The organism is Devosia sp., from assembly GCF_017307565.1.
GTDB lineage: Bacteria > Pseudomonadota > Alphaproteobacteria > Rhizobiales > Devosiaceae > Devosia.
The window spans coordinates 1-17,024 of the sequence record NZ_JAFKHD010000354.1 but is presented as its reverse complement, the minus strand read 5'-3'; the positions used below and the strand labels follow the sequence as shown (position 1 = coordinate 17,024).

Below are 17,024 nucleotides of genomic sequence, written 5' to 3'. Positions count from 1 at the left end.
TTCGGCAACGATGCCGTCATATTCAAGGCTGGCGACTTCGGCGGAAACCGGGCCGGGAACGATGGCGCAGATTTCGGCGATGACTTCCTTGAAGTCGCGGCCGGACTTGGCGATCAGCGACGGGTTGGTGGTAACGCCGTCGAGGAGACCGGTTTCATAGAGTTCCTTGATGGCGGCGGTATCTGCAGTATCGACGAAGAACTTCATCGTTCCCTCCTAAAAGTCTCGAGCGAATGGCCTCGGGCCAAGGTGTAGCATGGCGGTACGGTACCGCAAGCAGATCGGCGGGGACTCGGAAACAAAAACGGTCTCCGTGCCCCCATATGGGGTTAGCTGACAGCGCCGAGCAGTGCCGTCGCAAGATCGCCGACGCGATCTTCCGGGATGCCGGCGACGTTGATGCGGGTATCGGACGTCATATAGACCCCGTTTTCGGCTTTGAGATGATCGACGCCGGCAACGGTCAGACCGAGCAGCGAGAACATGCCGCGGTGATCGGCGACGAAGTCGAAATCGGACGAGTTCGAGCGCTCACGGATCGCATCTGCAAGCTTTTTCCGCAATGAAATCATGCGGTTACGCATAAGCGCCAGTTCTTCTTCCCACTCGGCGCGGAGCGCCTTGTCCTCGAGAATGGTGCGGATGATTTCCGCGCCGTGATCAGGTGGCTGGGAATAGGCGCCGCGGATAATGTTCAAGAGCTGCGAATTTGTAATATCCGCTTCTTTTTCATCGCGGGCGATGAGGATGGCGGCACCAACACGCTCACGATAGAGCCCAAAATTCTTCGAGCCCGAGAATGCTACCAGAGCCTCGGGGACCGTGGAGAGAATCTTGCGCGTGCCATAGGCGTCGGCTTCGATGCCATCGCCAAAGCCGAGATAGGCGAGATCGACGAAGGGCAGCGCGCCGGTGCGGAGGAGACTTGCGGCAACCTGGTCCCACTGGTCGTTGGACAGGTTGGCGCCGGTCGGGTTGTGGCAGCAGCCGTGCAGCAGCACGACATCGCCCGCGCCCAGTCTATCAAGCGCTGCCAGCATTTCGGCGAATTTGACGCCGCGCGTTTCGGTATCGAAATAGGGATAGGTCGCGACCTTGAGGCCGGAATTGATGGCGATCGGGTTGTGGTTGGCCCAGGTCGGGTCCGACACATAAACCGTGGCGCCGGGGCGGGCACGGTTGATCAGCTGCATCAGCACCCAGAGCGAGCCAGTGCCGCCCGGGGCCTGCGCGATGCGCACGCGGGAGCGGTCGACGCTATCGGCGAGGACCAGGTCGAGCACGGCCGTGCCAAAACCCTTATTGCCGGCGATGCCGAGGTAAGTCTTTGTTTTTTCGTTCGAAAGGATTTTCTCTTCGGCTTTGCGCACCGAGGTCATGACCGGGGTCACGCCTTTTTCGTCTTTGTAGACGCCGACGCCGAGGTCGATCTTGGTGGAACGCTGGTCAGCAGCGTATTCGCCCATGAGCGCAAGAATCTTGTCGCCAGGGGCCTTGGAGAGAGTTTCGAACATTTTGTTGGAAGTCCGGTGAGGGAAGCGCCGCCTTTATAGGCGGCTGGGGGATTTTTGCAATTGGAAGTGGGTGTTTTGGTAGTCTTTGAAGCCTCCCCTCCTCCGGCTGTCATCCCGGCCTTGAGCCGGGATTCATCTTGAGATTTCAGGATGGGCCCCGGCCTTCGCCGGGGTGACAAATCGAGGACTGGGGGAGATCAGTGTTTTATGCCGCTCTTTTCCAGCTCGGCGATCAATTGCGGAACGATTTCAAAGAGATCGCCAATCAGGGCCACGTCGGCGATTTTGACCAAGGGCGCTTCGGCATCGGTATTGATGGCAAAAATCTTCTTGGCGCCCTGGATACCGGCGAGGTGCTGCAGCGCACCGGAGATGCCGATGGCGATGTAAAGATCGGGCGCGATGATCTTGCCGGTCTGGCCGATCTGCCAATCGTTGGGGGCATAGCCGGCATCGACCGCAGCGCGGGTGGCGCCGACAGCGGCACCAAGGGTTTTGCCAAGCTTTTCAATCAGTTGAAAGCCTTCGGCAGAGCCGACGGAGACGCCACCGCCGATGACGATCTGGGCCGTGGCGAGATCGGGCGTGTCGCTTTCGGTGCGGTGCGCGGCGAGGAAGCGCGCGGCGGAAGTGACTGAAAGATCAAGGCTTTCGACCGAAGCGGCATTGCCCGAGGCGGCAGGGCGGAAGGCCGAGGCGCGGAAGGTGAGCAGGTGCTTTGGCTGGGGGTCGGTGACCGTTTCGAGCGCGTTGCCGGCGTAAATCGGGCGAGTGAAGCGGTTGGGGCCGAGGATTTCGACGACGTCGGTAACCGGCTGGATATCAAGCTTTGCGGCAAGGCGCGGGATGACATCCTTGCCCACCGACGAGGCGCTCGCGCTAACAGACTGGTAGCGTTGAGCTAGGCTTTCGAGGGAATTGGTGATGGATTCGGCGGTCTCGGCCGCCTTCACCACTTGGACTATCCGAACACCGGCAATTTGAGCCGCGGCGGCAGCGATCGCAGCGGGGTTTTCGGCGACGACGAGGATGTCGACGGGGCCGAGTTGGCTCGCGGCGGCGACGAGGCGGGCGGTGGCGGGCGAGAGTTCACCCTTGTCGTGATCGGCAAGCAGAAGAACCGACATCAGAGCGCCTCCATCTCATTGACTTCAGCGGCGATGGCGCTGGCGAGGTCGGCAACGGAGCCGACAGTCTTGCCGGCGACACGTTCGGCGGGCGGGGATATCTTTTCCACCACGAGGCGCGGGGCGAGGTCGACGCCGAAATCGGCGGCGGGGCGCACGGCCAGTGGCTTGGAGCGCGCCTTCATCACCATGGGGAGGGCGGCATTGCGCGGGGTGTTGAGGCGGAGATCGGCAGTGACGACGGCGGGGAGCGGCAGGGCCACGGTTTCGCGGCCGTAGTCGACTTCGCGGGTGACTTCCAGTTCAGAGCCTTTCACCACGATTTCCGACGCGAAGGTCGCCTGGGGACGATTGGTGAGGGCGGCCAGCATCTGGCCGACATGGTTGGAATCGTCGTCGACGGCCTGCTTGCCCAGAAGGATCAGGTCGGGCTGTTCTTCCTCGGCGACCTTTGCCAGCAGCTTGGCGATGGTGAGGGTTTCGAGGGCTGCGTCGGTTTCGACGAGCACGCCACGGTGGGCGCCCATGGCGAGGGCGGTAAGGATGACGTCGTTGCTTTGCTTGGGGCCGATGGAGACGACGACCACTTCGCTGGCCTGGCCCTTTTCGACCAGTTGCACGGCGGCTTCGACCGCGTGCTTGCAGAAGGGATTCATCGACATGCGTACGCCAGTGGTCTCGACGCCGGTTCCATCGGGACGGACGCGGATGCGGACATTGTGGTCGACGACGCGCTTGACGGCGACGAGGATTTTCATGGGCGGCTCCGAATTTGGGGGTTCAATGGCAGGTTGAGCCGAAGCGGGCAAGGCGCGCGGAGGGAAATTCGGTTCGGCCGCGGGGCGAATGTTAGAAAGGGGTGCTTAGGCAGCAAAAAGCCCGCGCCTTCATCATAAAGCGCGGGCCGAAATCTGCTGAGCGAAAGGGATCAGGCTTCCTGGATGGCGGAGAGCAGCCAGTCGCCGCCGGAGGTGCGCTTGAAGGTCCAGATCTCGACGGATTCCGTCGCGTTCTCGGCATCGCCTTCGACCACGGCGCCGGTATTGCGATCAGCGGTATAGTCGACCGAGGAATAGCGCATGGCGACGGTGGCGTATTCGTCGCGCCCCTCGCGCCAGCTCTCGGCGAGGTCGCCCTGGAGGAGGCGCACGTCGGACACGTGGTTCTTGACGCCATTGGTGGCGTTGGTGGCCAGCTCTTCGGAGAGATAGCCCATCACTTCGGGCGTGGTGAGCGTGCGCAAGGCCGCATAGTTTTCGCCGGCGAAGGCCGCCTGAACGCGGCTCAGCATCTGCTCGAACAGCTCAAGGTCTTCGATGCCGATATTGAGTTCGTTCTTGCCCGGGGTGGGCTTTGGACCGCGCGGTGCGGCAGAACCGCCGCCGAACATCTGGCCGAAATCATTGGGGCGGTTGTTATTGGGCTGGGCCTGATAGGCCGCGGCATTGGGGCCGCCAGCCGTTGCCGGGCGCTGGCCGCGGAAGAAACGCATGGCCAGCCAGATGGCGCCGCCGATGAGGGCGATCTGCACGATCATGGCGAAGATGCCGCCAAAACCGCCAAAGCCGGCACCGAAGAAGAGGCCAAGCAGGCCACCGAGCGCGAGGCCGCGGAGGAGCGAGCCGCCAAAGCCGTTCATGAAGCCGCGCGGCTGTGCGGACTGCACGCCGGGAGCGGCCGAGGGCTGCTGGCCGGGCGTCATGGTGCGCTGAACCGGGGCAACCTGATTGGGCGCGGTATTGGTGGGGGCGGGCGAATTGAACGTATTCATGCCACGGCCGCCAAAGCTGCCGCCACGGCGCGCTTCGGCATCGCTGACCGAAATCATGGAGAATGCCATGACCAGACAAGCGAAGAGACTGGCGAAGCGGACGGTCTTGGAAGCAAACATATAGCGGACCCGTGAAATAGCGTTATCCGCCATATAGGTGGTCATTGCCGCAATGTGTAGCGCCGGGGCAAAAAACGCTTCGTGGCAGGCCGAAAAAACGTGCGACGGTGCAAGCAGTTGACGAGCGAGAGCCGGGCATGGACATTGCAGCCTCTTGCCAGCTGCTTCGGATGTCTCATGCCTATCCTCAACCGCATTGCCGAATTTCATGATGAAATCACCGCCTGGCGACGGGATTTGCATCAGCATCCGGAAGTGCTGTTTGACGTGCATCGGACCGCCGGGATCGTGGCGGAAAAGCTGAAGGCCTTTGGGGTCGACGAGATCGTGACCGGGCTCGGTCGCACCGGCGTTGTCGGCATCATCAATGGGAAGAGCAATACCAGCGGCAAGACCATCGGGCTGCGCGCCGATATGGATGCGCTGACGGTCACCGAAAAGACCGGCGCCGCTTACGCCTCGACCATTCCGGGAAAGATGCATGCCTGTGGGCACGACGGGCACACCGCGATGCTTTTGGGCGCGGCGAAGTATCTGGCCGAGACGCGGAATTTCGATGGGCGCATTGCGCTGATCTTCCAGCCGGCGGAAGAGGGCGGCGGCGGCGGCAAGGTCATGCTCGACGATGGCCTCGTCGAAAAATTCGACATTTCGGAATTTTACGGGATGCACAATTGGCCGGGAATGCCGGTCGGGCATTTCGGTATTCGCCATGGCGGGATCATGGCGGCGACCGACCGGTTTTACATCACCATTACCGGCCAGGGCGGGCATGCGGCTAGGCCGCAGCAGACTATCGATCCGATCATTGTCGCGGCGCAAATGGTGACGGCGCTGCAGACGATCGTTTCGCGCAATTTGGATCCGCTGCAATCGGCGGTGCTTTCGGTGACGATGATCGAGGCGGGCGAGGCCGACAATGTCATTTCGCAGACGGCGAAGATCACCGGCACGGTGCGCACGCTCGATGGTGATGTGCAGGATTTCATCGAGGCGCGGCTCAATGAGATCGTGCCGCAGTTTGCCCGGAGCTTTGGGGCGAGCGCTGAAATCCGTTATGCGCGGGGCTACCCGGTGACGGTCAATTCGGCTGATGAAGCCGACTTTGCCGCTGATGTGGCGAGCGAAGTTGTCGGCGCTGAGCGGGTGGACCGGAATACGCCGCCGTCGATGGGCGGGGAGGATTTCTCCTTCATGCTCAACGAGCGCCCGGGGGCGTATATTTTCATCGGCAACGGGAATTCGTCGGAGCTGCATACGGATACGTATGATTTCAATGACGAGGCCATTCCGGTTGGGACGAGCTATTGGGTGCGCCTGGCGGAGACGGCACTGAAGGCGGAGTAAGGCCCCCTCACCTTTTCACCGCGTCATTCCCGCGAAAGCGGGAGTCCCAGTACACGGACAACAGAGATTCCCGCTTTCGCGGGAATGACACCGTGGGTGTTTGATGGACTTGAGGCTTGGCCCCGGCCCTACCCTAAAGAGACAAAATATACAGCCACCCCGTAATCGTCACGGCCGATAGCACCGTGGCTATGAGGATGGTGTTGGTCGCGACGCTGATGCCGCGATCGTAGTAGGTCGCGAACACATAGATGTTCACCCCGGCCGGCATGGCGGCAAGCAGGATGCCGTAGCGGGCCATTTCAAGCGGCACGTGGAGCACCCAGACCATCAGCACATAGGCGATGAAGGGGTGCAGGATCAGTTTTATGAGCGAGGCGACGAGGGCCTGCTTCCAGTTTTCGGAAAGTTTGAATTCGACCAGCGCGCCGCCGATGCCGAAGAGGGCGGCGGGGACGACAGCCTGGCTCATCATGACGAAGAAGGCTTCGGCAGGCTCAATCAGCTGAATATCGAGCAGAGAGCCAATGATGCCTGCAACAATGCCCCATATCAGGGGATTGGATGCGATGCGGCGAACGGCGACGACGAGCGTCTTGCCGAGTGGCTGACCGTCGCGCTTGACCAGTTCCATGGTCATCATGCCGACGGTGAGGAGGATCGCGCCATGGAGGCCGATGATCGAGAGAGTCACCGGCAGTGCATCGCTGCCATAGGCGCGCGTCAGGATGGGCAAGCCGACCAGCACGGTATTGGTGAAAGTGCCGGAAAAGCCGGCGGCGACACTTTCGCCCGGACGATTGCCAAAGGCGCGCTGGGCAATGACGATGCCGATGATGAAGCAGACGATGGCGCCGAAATAGAACGGGCCGATGATCGACGGATTGAAGGCCGCGCGAAAATCACTCGTCGAGATCGAGTGGAAGAGCAGGCACGGCGTCGCAAAGTTGTTGACGAAAGCGATGAGGCTTTTGACGCCCTCGGCCGGATAGAGGCGCTTGAGCACGGCGATATAGCCCAGGCCCATGAGACCGAAGATGGGCAGAATAACGTAGATGATGTCGAGCATTGGCCGAGGATCCGGGCCGGAAGGGAAAGGCAGGCCTAGACCCTTGGCGCGACGGGGTCAACCATGATCTTGTATGGAAGTTTTCAACTCCACAGTGTCGTATGACCGTGTTGTGAAAGCGCTAAGCCACCGCGCAATGTGGGTCGCCAAAACGAAACAATGATAGTTTCAAAACGAAAACAAATGACTTACATACGAACTATTCTTGGAGCGAAGCGATATGAGTGAGTCAGTGCTGGATCTGTTCGTCATCGGCGGCGGTATCAATGGGGCCAGCGTGGCACGCGATGCGGTGGGGCGCGGGTTTTCCGTTGGCCTCGCCGAAATGAACGACTTTGCTTCCGGCACCAGCTCGGCCGCGACCAAGCTGATCCATGGCGGGTTGCGCTATCTCGAGCACTACGAGTTCCGGCTGGTGCATGAGGCGTTGGCCGAGCGCGAGATCTTGTGGGCCGCGGCACCGCATATCATTCGGCCGCTGCGCTTCGTGCTACCCCATCACAAGGGGCTGCGGCCGGCCTTCGTGCTGCGCACCGGTTTGGCCATGTATGACTATATGGGCGGGCGGAAGCTGCTACCGGCAACCAAGACGCTGGACCTGACGCGCGATGTCACCGGGAAACCGCTAAAACCCGGCTATCGGCTGGGGTTCGAATATTCGGATTGCTGGGTCGATGATGCGCGTTTCGTGGTGCTCAATGTGCGCGATGCGGCGGACAAGGGCGCGAAGATCTATGCTCGCACGAAGGTGACTTCGGCGCGGAAGGAAAATGGCGCCTGGACGATTTCGCTTGAGGGCGAAGGTGGCACGCAGACCGTGCGCGCCAAGATGATCGTCAATGCGGCGGGGCCGTGGGTCGACAATGTCATCAATGGCGTGATGGGCAAGAACGGGGCGCATAATGTGCGGCTCGTTCAGGGCAGCCATATCGTAGTGAAGAAGCTCTATGACCACGATCGCTGCTATATTTTCCAGAACGGCGATGGGCGGATCATTTTCGCCATTCCCTATCAGGACGATTTTACGCTGATCGGCACGACGGACCGCGACTACAAGGGCGATCCGAAGGACGTCAAAATCTCGCAGGAAGAGACGGATTATCTGCTGAGCGCGGCGAGCGAGTATTTTGCCAAGCCCGTCACCAAAGACGAGATTGTCTGGACCTATTCGGGTGTGCGGCCGCTGTTTGACGATGGCGCGAGCGCGGCGCAGGAGGCGACGCGGGATTATGTGCTCAAGGTCGAGGGCGATGCCGCGACGGGCGCTGTGGTCAATGTGTTTGGCGGCAAGCTGACGACGTCGCGGCGCTTGGCCGAGTCGGTACTCGAAAAGATCGAAGAGGTGCTTGGCAAGAAGAAGGGCGCGTGGACGAAGGTCAGCACCCTGCCCGGCGGCGATTTCGGGCCGCTGAGTTTTGATGCGGAAGTGCGGCGGCTGGGGCTCGATTATCCGGACCTGCCGGGGACGTTGCTCAAGCGGTTGATGCGGCTTTATGGAAGCAAGGCGCGGGTGGTCCTGGGGGATGCCAAGAGCGTGGGGGATCTCGGCCAGAACTTTGGCGCTGATCTTTATGCGCGCGAGGTGATCTATCTCGTTGAGCATGAATGGGCGCACACGGCACAAGACGTGCTGTGGCGGCGGACGAAATTGGGGCTGCGGGTTGGAGCTGAGGATGTGGCGCGGCTTGAGGGTTATCTGGCTAGTCGCAAGTAAGTAGCCTTCGGTACTAAATCCTTGGTGGTCGTCACCACCGGGCCTGTCCCGGTGGTCCACGCCGAGGCAAGATGGATTGCCGGGACGAGCCCGGCAATGACGACGGAATGGAAATATCGAGGGACCACAGAGTTCCGGAGGAGAGTTTTATGAGCAATTTCATTCTGGCGATCGATCAGGGCACGACGTCGAGCCGGGCGATTGTGTTCGATGGCGACCGGAAGGTGGTCGGGGTCGGGCAGAAGGAATTTTCGCAGATCTTTCCGCAGGATGGCTGGGTGGAGCACGATCCGGAGGAAATCTGGGAGAGTGTGGTTGCAACCATCAAGACCGCGCTGGGCGAGGCCAAGGTTGGCGCAAGCGACATTGCGGCGATCGGGATTACCAATCAGCGCGAAACGGTGGTGGTGTGGGATCGGGCGACGGAGAAGCCGATCTACAATGCGATTGTCTGGCAGGATCGGCGGACTTCGGCGACTTGTGCGGAGCTGAAGCGCGCGGGGCATGAGGCGCTGTTTACCGAGCGGACCGGCTTGCTGCTCGACCCCTATTTTTCGGGCACGAAGGTCAAATGGCTGCTCGACAATGTCGAGGGGGCGCGGGCGCGGGCCGAGGCGGGTGAGCTGGCGTTTGGGACGATTGATACGTTCCTTATTTGGCGGCTGACGGGCGGCAAGGTGCATGCGACCGACGCGACAAATGCGGCGCGGACGCTGATGTTCGATATCGGGCGCAATCAGTGGGACGATGAGCTACTTGGTATTCTCGGCGTGCCGAAGGCGCTGTTGCCGGAGGTCAAAGACTGCGCCGATGATTTTGGGGTGACGGCGCTGTTTGGGGCCGAGATCCCGATTTTGGGTCTAGCGGGCGACCAGCATGCGGCGACGATTGGGCAGGCGTGCTTTGCACCGGGCATGGTCAAATCGACCTATGGCACGGGCTGCTTTGCGGTGTTGAACACTGGCAAGGACATGGTTCGGTCGCAGAACCGGCTTCTTACAACCATCGCCTATCGGCTGAATGGCGAGACGATCTATGCGCTCGAGGGCTCGATCTTTATTGCCGGCGCGGCGGTGCAGTGGATACGCGACGGGCTGAAGCTGGTGAAGCACGCCAGCGAAACTGGGCCGCTGGCGCAGACGGCGGACCCGAGCCAGAACGTCTATATGGTGCCGGCCTTTGTGGGGCTTGGGGCGCCGTGGTGGGACGCGGAGGCGCGCGGGGCGATCTTTGGGATTACCCGCAATACCGGGCCGGCCGAGATCGCACGGGCGGCGCTGGAGGCGGTTTGCTACCAGACACGCGACCTGCTGGAGGCGATGCGGAAAGACTGGACGGCTAAGGGCGACACGGTGCTGCGCGTTGATGGCGGCATGGTCGCTTCGGACTGGACGATGCAGTTTCTGGCGGATGTGCTCGATGCGCCGGTGGATCGGCCGACTATCCTTGAAACCACGGCGCTGGGTGCGGCCTGGCTTGCGGGCATGAAGGCTGGGGTTTGGCCGGATATGGACGAATTTGCGGCCGGGTGGGCGCGGGATCGGCGGTTTGAGCCGGCGATGGACGCGGCGGTGCGCGATGCGAAGGTTGCCGGTTGGGACGACGCCGTGCAGCGCGTGCTGACCGCCTAGCCTTATTCGCCTTCGACTGACGGAGCCGGTTCGTCGTCTTCCTCGGAGGTCGGCTGGTTGACGTTGGGATTGTCGCGCAGGAGCGTTGTCACTTCATTGTCGAGGTTGACCATGAAGCGCTCGATGCGGGTGCCGTTGGACCCAAAATCGTGCGGCGCGTTGATCGAGGCGGAGCGCATGTCGACCTTGGCGCCGGTGGGCGTGGGCGAGACGCGGAAGACCGCTTCTTCGCGCCAGCCGGGAATGGTGGTGATGCGGGCATTGATGCGGCCCGGGGTACCATCGAGGCCGGGGCCGACATTGAGGCGGATATTCCAGCCTTCGGCTTCGACGAGGCGCTCGACCACGCCGAACAGGGAAACCACATCGAGCGGATAGGTGCGGGTGGTCGCATTGGGGAAGATGCGCGCCTGCTCCTCGGGCGTGACGAGCTTGGGCGGCGGCATTTTGGCCGTATCGGGCAGGAACAGCAGCGGCAGCTCGCCGCGCGGCACGGTGGCAATGTCGGTCACCGGCGGATAGCGCCAAGCGTAGTAGCCATAATAGGCGAAGGGCGCGAGGCAGATGAGGCCGAGGAAAAGGCCCGACAGCGCCTTGCCCCAGCCCTGATCGCCGGAAAACCAGAGGCGGGCGAGCGCGAGCAGCGCCACCAGCACCGCCAGCGCCGAGACGCCGAGCGCCAGCATGGCGACGATGAAGAAGCTCGGCGAGTCGATGAGCCCCAGATGGTGCATGCCGACGGGCAGAATGACGAGCGGAATGGCGATCCTGCCAATCCGGCCGGCCCAAATGGCCGTTTTCGACGTTCTGATCAGTATGCGCACGAAGAGGCTTTTCCCTTGCTCGCGCCTGTTTTACGTCAAAGGTCTTGGGATTGTTTAAACGAATGTTATCCAGCAAGGCGCCGGCTTATGGGGCCGTGCTCACGGGTAGAGCCGCGCATTCTCCCAGGGGGCATCGGGCGTTTCGCGGGTGAAACGGACGCGGTCGTGGAGGCGGTATTCGCCGTCCTTCCAGAATTCCATCATGGTCGGTTTGATGCGGAAACCGGCCCAGTGGGCGGGGCGGATGACGGGGGCATCGCCGATCTCGGCGGTGAGCGTATCGACGCGCGCAATGAGGGCTGCGCGGCTTTCGAGCGGGCGGGACTGGAGCGAGGCCGACGAGGCGATCTGGCTGCCGCGGTGGCGCGAGGCGAAATAGGCGTCGGACTCGGCGGGGCTGACGACTTCTACCGGGCCACGGAGACGAACCTGGCGCCGCAGCGACTTCCAATGGAAGACGGCGGCGGCCTGCGGATTGGCAAGGAGCTCGCGGCCCTTGTCGCTCTCGAAATTGGTGAAGAAGCAGAAGCCCCTGGCATCGCGGGCATTGAGCAGGACCATGCGGACATCGGGCATGCCCGCTTCATCGGCGCTGGCGAGGGCCATGGCGTGGGGATCGTTGGGCTCGCTGTCATTGGCCAGGGCAAACCACTCCTCGAACACGGCAAAAGGATCGAGGTTCGAGCGGTCGCCATCATCGAAAAGGCGTTCGGTGAGTGTCTGCAGCATCGTCATATTTCCCGCGCTTTCGCCCCTCTCAAACTGGACAAGCAGGGGGTGCGTGGCCATATAGGACTCGAATTGTGGGCGAAGCAACGCCCGACCCAAACAGATTGGACCAAATGCGCGATCCTTACACCGTGCTCGGGGTGCCGCGGTCCGCAAGCGAGAAGGACATCAAGTCCGCCTATCGCAAGCTGGCCAAGAAGTATCACCCCGACCAGAATCCCGACGACCCTTCGGCACACGGAAAATTTGCCGAGGCGACGCATGCCTATGACCTGCTCAATGACGCGGAAAAGCGCGGCCAGTTTGACCGCGGCGAAATCGACGCCGAAGGCAATCCGCGCTTTGCCGGCTTTGGTGGCGGCGGCGCGGGCCGTGGTGCGCGGCCGGGCGCCGGTGGCGCGGGCGGGTTTTCGGCCGAAGACATCTTGAAGGAATTCATGAGCGGCTTTGGCGGCCAGCCGCGCGGCGGCGCGCGCCCGGGTGGCGGTGCCGGTAGCGGGCAATGGGACCCCTTTGCCGGTGGCATGGGCGCGGGTGCTGGCGCGCAGGCGCGTGGCGGCATGAAGGGCGAGGACGTGGTCGTCAACGCCACCGTATCGCTGGAAGACGCGCACAAGGCCGCTTCCGTGCCGGTGCGCATGCCGACGGGCAAGGTGCTGAACGTCAAACTGCCCGAGAAGGTGGAAGAAGGTCAGCAGATCCGGCTCAAGGGCCAGGGTTCGCCCAATGCCTTTGGCGAGGCCGGCGATGCCTTGGTGACGGTGCGCTTCGAGAAATCGAAAGTGTTCCGGCGCGATGGACATGATGTGCGCACCGACGTTTCGGTGACGCTCTATGAGGCCGTGCTGGGCGCCAAGGTGCGCGTGCCGACGCTCGATGGTTCGGTGGAGTTGAACCTGCCGCCGGGCGTCGATACGGGCAAGGCGCTACGCCTCAAGGGCAAGGGCCTTTATGGCGATGGCGATCTCTACGTGAACATCCGCGTAGTGCTGCCGCCCGGTGGTGATGCCGATCTCGAGGCGCTCGCGCGTTTCATGCGCGACCAGAAGCCCTACAAGGTTCGGGAGAGCTAAACCTTGCCCGGAAGCCTTGTCGTTGCACTGATTGTAGCGGCCGTGCTGATGGTGGGCGGGCTGGTGGTGCTGGGCATTCCCGGTGCCGTCTATGCCAGCGTGACGGCGCCCCTCGCCGAACTGTTGCGCGGCCTGCCGCCGGGGAGCCTGCTTACTGGTGACCGGGCCTGGCCCTTGGCCATCGTGATGACCCTGGCGGTGCCGCCGGCGCTGCCGCTCGCCGTATGGCTGCTGGGCTGGCTGCGGCCGGCTGCCGGCTGGCTCGAGGCTACGGCCTGGGTCGTTGGCGGGGTTTATCTCTGGGCGCTGGCGGTTGTGGTGGGGTTGAGTTTTTAGGGGTTTTGACCTCGCACGGCGTCTGAGCCGCATGCGAGATTCCCGCTTTCGCGGGAATGATGCGGTGGGTGGGAATGAACGCTGGTGACTTGGCCACCCTACTCCCTCGGTGCGGCGGCTCTTTGCAGTCGGTCGTTGATGGCTTCGCCCAGGCCCTCGTGGGGGATGGGGGCCACGGCGATCGTTTGAGCGCCGGTGGCGTCCAGTTCGTGCAGCATCGAGAAGAGGTTGCGGGCGGCTTCGTGGAGGTCGGACGAGGGGGAGAGGTTTCGCGTTTCGCCCACAAAATTTCCCTTGGGGCCAAAGGCCAAGAAGGCTTCGCCGGGGTTTGGCGTCGTGTCGAGCCGCATGGCGGCGTTGGGGGCGTAGTGGCTCAAGAGCATGCCGGGGGCGGAAATCTTGGCGCCTTTGGCAGCGCGGGCAACTTTGCGTCCGAAGGCTTTTTCGATGTCTTCGCGGGCTAGCGCGCCGGCGCGGAGCTGGATGATGGTTTCGCCATCGACGGCCACGATGGTCGATTCAACGCCGGCCTTGCAGGCGCCGCCATCAAGCACCGGGACTTTGCCAGAAAAACCGCGACGGACCTGTTCGGCCGTGGTGGGCGAGAGCTTTCCGGAGGGATTGGCGGACGGCGCCGAGAGCGGGCGGCCGGTGGCGCGGAGGAGCGCGAGGGCAACCGGATGATCGGGCATGCGCAGGGCGACGGTGTCGAGCCCGGCGGTCGCGACATCGGCAAGGCCATGGCCGGGGCGCAGCGGCACGACGATGCTGAGAGGGCCGGGCCAGAATTTTTCGGCGAGGGCCTTCGCCAGGGGAGAAAAGATCGCGAGCTTTTCAGCCATTTCGAGATCGGCCACATGGGCGATCAAAGGATTGAAACGAGGACGGCCCTTGGTTTCGTAAATCGAGAGCACGGCATCGGGATTGGTCGCGTCGGCGCCGAGGCCATAGACGGTCTCGGTGGGAAAGGCGACGAGATTGCCGGCGCGCAGCGAGGCGGCGGCATCCGCAATGGCCTGATCATCGGGAAATGTGCTCATGGGCGGTGTTTGACAAGCGGCCCTGGCCGCGTCAAGACACAAGGGCGCGCAAGGCATTTTTCGTTTGTTGCGCATTTGCCCTAGAAAAGTGGTATTCATTTTTCCCGAACCCACTCGGAAGCCACCCGTGACCACGCTGCTCGTCAGCCAAGCCAATTTTGCCGATCACCGGACGCCGGCCGGCCACCCCGAGCGCGCCGACCGGATCGCTGCTGTCGAAGAAGCGCTTGCGGCGCAGAATTTTGATCGGCTGGTGCGGCGCGAAGCGCCCTATGGCGACATAACTCTGGCAGAGCTCGTGCACGACGCCAACTATATGGCGCGGCTGCGGGCGGCGCGGCCGGCCGAGGGCATCGGGCAGATCGATACCGATACGTTTATTTCCGACCAGTCCCTTTCAGTGGCGGCGACCGGACTGGGCGGGGCGCTGGCGGGACTGGATGCGGTGGTGATGGGCGAGGTGGACAATGCCTTCTGCGCCATTCGCCCGCCAGGGCACCATGCCGAAATCGACCGGCCGATGGGCTTTTGCCTGATCAATACGGCCGCGATCGTAGCGCGCGAGGCGCAACGGAAGTATGGCGCGGAGCGGGTCGCCATCGTGGATTTTGACGTACACCACGGCAATGGCACGCAGGATATCTTCTACGAAGACCCGACCGTGTTCTATGCCTCGAGCCACCAGATGCCGCTGTTTCCGGGCACGGGGCACCCGAGCGAACATGGGGTGGGCAATATCGTCAACACCGCCCTCAAGGCGCATACCGATGGCTCGGAAATGCGCGAGGCCTATAACCAGGTCATCCTGCCCGCCCTCGACAATTTCGGACCCGACCTGATCCTGATTTCGGCGGGTTTTGACGCCCACAAGCGCGACCCGTTGGCGCAGCTTGAATGGGAAGACGGCGACTATGCCTGGGTCACGGGAAAGTTGATGGATGTCGCCGAACGTCGTTGCGGCAATCGCATTGTGTCGCTGCTCGAAGGTGGCTATGACCTCAAGGGCCTTGCCGGAGGCGTGCGCCAGCACGTGGCCATGCTGATGGACGGGGCGACCAGTTCTCTCAACTTTTAGGATTGCGCCATGGCCGAGATTGCCGACGATGTGAAAGCCCTGAGCTTCGAGGCAGCTCTGGAGCAGCTCGAACAGATCGTGCAGAAGCTCGAAAGCGGCCGCGCCCCGCTGGCCGAATCCATTGCCATCTATGAGCGCGGCGAAGCGCTGAAGGCGCATTGCGAAATGCTGCTGAAGACGGCCGAAGCGCGGATCGAGAAGATTACGCTGAGCCGTGAAGGCAAGGCCGTGGGCACCGAGCCGCTCGACGCGAACTGACGCCATCTCGACGATCGTCATCACCGGGCTTGTCCCGGTGATCCTCGCCTCGGAGCGCGCCGGGACATGGATTGCCCGGACAAGCCGGGCAATGACGACAACTGGAGGGGGCCGGGGCTCCCCGGGAAATCCACAAGAATGACGACGAACAAGACGCTGCGCAATTTCCGCATTGTGCTTTGGGTGCTGGTGGCCGTGGCGGCCATCGGGGCGACCTGGCTTTACATCTATCGTCCGCCGCAGCGGCCGCTGGGGCTCAATGGGCAGAGCTTTGCGCTCAACTCGACCAAGGGCGGCGTTTTCACTGAAAAGGACCTCGTCGGCACGCCGACGCTGCTGTTCTTTGGCTATACGTTCTGCCCGGATGTGTGTCCGACGACGCTGGCCGAAACCATGGCCTGGCGCAGCGAACTGGGCCTGACGCCCGAGGACCTGCGCATCGTCTTCGTCACCGTCGACCCCGAGCGCGACACGCTTGATATGGTGAAGGACTATGTCGAGGCCTTTGATCCTTCGGTGATCGGGCTGGTTGGCGACGAGGCGGCGACAGCGCAGGTGAAAACGGCCTTTGGCGTGTTTTCGGAAAAGGCGGGCGATGTGGAGAGCGAATATTATCTCGTCAACCACACGGCGCTGACCTTCCTGATCGACCGCGCGGGCGCTTTCCAGGGCACCGTGGCCTATGAAGAGGCGCGGGATACGGCGCTGGCCAAGGTCAAGCGGCTCGTCGAGCGGTGAGCGAGCGCATCCGGCTCGATCTTGCGATTGAGCAGCGCGGCCTGTTGCCGAGCCGCGCGCGGGCGCGAGACGCCATTTTGCGCGGCACGGTGCGCATCAATGGCGAAGCGGCCAAGAAACCCAATCAGATGGTGGGGCCGGACGACGCGATAGTGCTCGATGATCCGGCGGCGCGCTATGTGTCACGGGCGGCGCTGAAACTGTTGGCGGGGCTCGATGCGGGCGGAATCGCTGTCGCGGGCAAGACCTGCCTCGATGTCGGATCGTCGACCGGGGGTTTTACGCAGGTTTTGCTGGAGCGCGGTGCGGCAAAGGTTTTTGCCGTGGATGTGGGGCATGACCAGTTGCATGAGAGCCTGAGGAGCAATCCGCGGGTCGTGAGCCTTGAAGGGTTCAATGCGCGGGAGATTTCGCGCGTGGAAATTCCCGAGCCGGTGGAGCTGCTGGTTTCGGATGTGAGCTTTGTGTCGGTGACGAAAGTGCTGGAGGCGCCGCTGGGGCTGTGCGCGCCGCGCGCTGACGCCGTCATTCTCTTCAAGCCGCAGTTTGAGGTGGGGCGCGATTTCGTCGGCAAGGGCGGGATTGTCACGGATGCCGAGGCCGGTGCGCGCGCCATGGGCGAGGTGATCGCCTTTGTCGAAGCGCAGGGGTTTGCGCA

Annotated in this window: 18 protein-coding genes; 9 read left to right on the top strand and 9 right to left on the bottom strand. The window is 62.7% G+C overall.

The genetic code is table 11. The features are described 5' to 3' along the window. The 5 genes from J0I64_RS14355 to J0I64_RS14335 form a co-directional block, all read right to left on the bottom strand. On the bottom strand, positions 1-207 hold a 207-nt coding region (locus J0I64_RS14355; RefSeq protein WP_291409408.1), incomplete at its 3' end, for a transaldolase family protein. Positions 208-329: 122 nt separating this feature from the next. Continuing rightward, positions 330-1,514 carry an amino acid aminotransferase gene (locus tag J0I64_RS14350; RefSeq protein ID WP_291409406.1) on the bottom strand — a complete coding sequence of 395 codons (1,185 nt, stop codon included), beginning with the start codon at positions 1,512-1,514 and terminating at the stop codon, positions 330-332. 197 nt (positions 1,515-1,711) lie between these two features. Next, positions 1,712-2,641, bottom strand: coding sequence for an electron transfer flavoprotein subunit alpha/FixB family protein (locus tag J0I64_RS14345; protein WP_291409404.1), 930 nt, complete (start codon positions 2,639-2,641; stop codon positions 1,712-1,714). Beyond that, complete coding sequence (locus J0I64_RS14340) at positions 2,641-3,399, bottom strand: electron transfer flavoprotein subunit beta/FixA family protein (RefSeq protein ID WP_291409402.1); 759 nt, start codon at positions 3,397-3,399, stop codon at positions 2,641-2,643. Before J0I64_RS14340 ends, J0I64_RS14345 begins: the two co-directional genes overlap by 1 nt. Before the next feature lie 170 nt (positions 3,400-3,569). Continuing rightward, a complete protein-coding gene (locus J0I64_RS14335) occupies positions 3,570-4,532 on the bottom strand; it encodes a Tim44 domain-containing protein (protein ID WP_291409400.1) in 963 nt (320 codons plus the stop codon). 177 nt (positions 4,533-4,709) lie between these two features. Between J0I64_RS14335 and J0I64_RS14330 the strand changes: the two genes are divergently transcribed. Continuing rightward, entirely contained in the window at positions 4,710-5,879 is a 1,170-nt protein-coding gene (locus J0I64_RS14330) for a M20 aminoacylase family protein (protein WP_291409398.1), read from the top strand. A 133-nt stretch (positions 5,880-6,012) separates the two neighbouring features. Here J0I64_RS14330 and J0I64_RS14325 read toward each other — a convergent pair whose 3' ends face one another. Beyond that, complete coding sequence (locus J0I64_RS14325) at positions 6,013-6,948, bottom strand: AEC family transporter (RefSeq protein ID WP_291409396.1); 936 nt, start codon at positions 6,946-6,948, stop codon at positions 6,013-6,015. 220 nt (positions 6,949-7,168) lie between these two features. Here J0I64_RS14325 and glpD point away from each other — a divergent pair, with 220 nt between their 5' ends. Continuing rightward, positions 7,169-8,662: a glycerol-3-phosphate dehydrogenase gene (gene glpD / locus J0I64_RS14320; RefSeq protein ID WP_291409394.1), complete on the top strand. Its 1,494-nt coding sequence runs from the start codon at positions 7,169-7,171 to the stop codon at positions 8,660-8,662. A gap of 149 nt (positions 8,663-8,811) precedes the next feature. After that, on the top strand, positions 8,812-10,293 hold the full coding sequence (gene glpK / locus J0I64_RS14315) for a glycerol kinase GlpK (protein ID WP_291409392.1): 1,482 nt from the start codon (positions 8,812-8,814) through the stop codon (positions 10,291-10,293). A 2-nt stretch (positions 10,294-10,295) separates the two neighbouring features. Here glpK and J0I64_RS14310 read toward each other — a convergent pair whose 3' ends face one another. Together J0I64_RS14310 and pdxH are read right to left on the bottom strand one after the other, a co-directional pair. Next, entirely contained in the window at positions 10,296-11,117 is an 822-nt protein-coding gene (locus J0I64_RS14310; RefSeq protein WP_291409390.1) for a DUF1499 domain-containing protein, read from the bottom strand. Between the two features lie 99 nt (positions 11,118-11,216). Then, positions 11,217-11,846 (bottom strand): pyridoxamine 5'-phosphate oxidase, encoded by a 630-nt coding sequence (pdxH, locus tag J0I64_RS14305; protein ID WP_291409388.1) that lies wholly within the window; start codon positions 11,844-11,846, stop codon positions 11,217-11,219. Between the two features lie 113 nt (positions 11,847-11,959). Between pdxH and J0I64_RS14300 the strand changes: the two genes are divergently transcribed. Both J0I64_RS14300 and J0I64_RS14295 read left to right on the top strand, forming a co-directional pair. Further along, a complete protein-coding gene (locus J0I64_RS14300; RefSeq protein ID WP_291409385.1) occupies positions 11,960-12,919 on the top strand; it encodes a DnaJ C-terminal domain-containing protein in 960 nt (319 codons plus the stop codon). A gap of 3 nt (positions 12,920-12,922) precedes the next feature. Continuing rightward, on the top strand, positions 12,923-13,255 hold the full coding sequence (locus J0I64_RS14295; protein WP_291409383.1) for a hypothetical protein: 333 nt from the start codon (positions 12,923-12,925) through the stop codon (positions 13,253-13,255). Positions 13,256-13,353: 98 nt separating this feature from the next. Here J0I64_RS14295 and J0I64_RS14290 read toward each other — a convergent pair whose 3' ends face one another. Further along, entirely contained in the window at positions 13,354-14,295 is a 942-nt protein-coding gene (locus J0I64_RS14290) for an L-threonylcarbamoyladenylate synthase (RefSeq protein WP_291409381.1), read from the bottom strand. 127 nt (positions 14,296-14,422) lie between these two features. On the opposite strand from J0I64_RS14290, the gene J0I64_RS14285 reads away from it, so the two are divergent. The 4 genes from J0I64_RS14285 to J0I64_RS14270 form a co-directional block, all read left to right on the top strand. Next, on the top strand, positions 14,423-15,370 hold the full coding sequence (locus tag J0I64_RS14285) for a histone deacetylase family protein (RefSeq protein WP_291409380.1): 948 nt from the start codon (positions 14,423-14,425) through the stop codon (positions 15,368-15,370). 9 nt (positions 15,371-15,379) lie between these two features. After that, entirely contained in the window at positions 15,380-15,628 is a 249-nt protein-coding gene (locus J0I64_RS14280) for an exodeoxyribonuclease VII small subunit (RefSeq protein ID WP_291409377.1), read from the top strand. 138 nt (positions 15,629-15,766) lie between these two features. After that, a complete protein-coding gene (locus J0I64_RS14275; RefSeq protein WP_291409376.1) occupies positions 15,767-16,366 on the top strand; it encodes an SCO family protein in 600 nt (199 codons plus the stop codon). Beyond that, positions 16,363-17,024 (top strand): TlyA family RNA methyltransferase (locus J0I64_RS14270; protein WP_291409374.1); only part of this gene is annotated, 662 nt, incomplete at its 3' end. The genes J0I64_RS14275 and J0I64_RS14270, both read left to right, overlap by 4 nt.

What these genes read in the sequence shown, in the direction of transcription:
- glpD (WP_291409394.1), top strand. Translation starts at nt 7,169, where the DNA reads ATGAGTGAGTCAGTGCTGGATCTGTTCGTCATCGGCGGCGGTATCAAT.
- J0I64_RS14300 (WP_291409385.1), top strand. Translation starts at nt 11,960, where the DNA reads ATGCGCGATCCTTACACCGTGCTCGGGGTGCCGCGGTCCGCAAGCGAG.
- J0I64_RS14335 (WP_291409400.1), bottom strand. Translation starts at nt 4,532, where the DNA reads ATGTTTGCTTCCAAGACCGTCCGCTTCGCCAGTCTCTTCGCTTGTCTG.
- J0I64_RS14280 (WP_291409377.1), top strand. Translation starts at nt 15,380, where the DNA reads ATGGCCGAGATTGCCGACGATGTGAAAGCCCTGAGCTTCGAGGCAGCT.
- J0I64_RS14350 (WP_291409406.1), bottom strand. Translation starts at nt 1,514, where the DNA reads ATGTTCGAAACTCTCTCCAAGGCCCCTGGCGACAAGATTCTTGCGCTC.
- J0I64_RS14340 (WP_291409402.1), bottom strand. Translation starts at nt 3,399, where the DNA reads ATGAAAATCCTCGTCGCCGTCAAGCGCGTCGTCGACCACAATGTCCGC.
- pdxH (WP_291409388.1), bottom strand. Translation starts at nt 11,846, where the DNA reads ATGCTGCAGACACTCACCGAACGCCTTTTCGATGATGGCGACCGCTCG.
- glpK (WP_291409392.1), top strand. Translation starts at nt 8,812, where the DNA reads ATGAGCAATTTCATTCTGGCGATCGATCAGGGCACGACGTCGAGCCGG.
- J0I64_RS14290 (WP_291409381.1), bottom strand. Translation starts at nt 14,295, where the DNA reads ATGAGCACATTTCCCGATGATCAGGCCATTGCGGATGCCGCCGCCTCG.
- J0I64_RS14345 (WP_291409404.1), bottom strand. Translation starts at nt 2,641, where the DNA reads ATGTCGGTTCTTCTGCTTGCCGATCACGACAAGGGTGAACTCTCGCCC.
- J0I64_RS14330 (WP_291409398.1), top strand. Translation starts at nt 4,710, where the DNA reads ATGCCTATCCTCAACCGCATTGCCGAATTTCATGATGAAATCACCGCC.
- J0I64_RS14275 (WP_291409376.1), top strand. Translation starts at nt 15,767, where the DNA reads ATGACGACGAACAAGACGCTGCGCAATTTCCGCATTGTGCTTTGGGTG.
- J0I64_RS14325 (WP_291409396.1), bottom strand. Translation starts at nt 6,948, where the DNA reads ATGCTCGACATCATCTACGTTATTCTGCCCATCTTCGGTCTCATGGGC.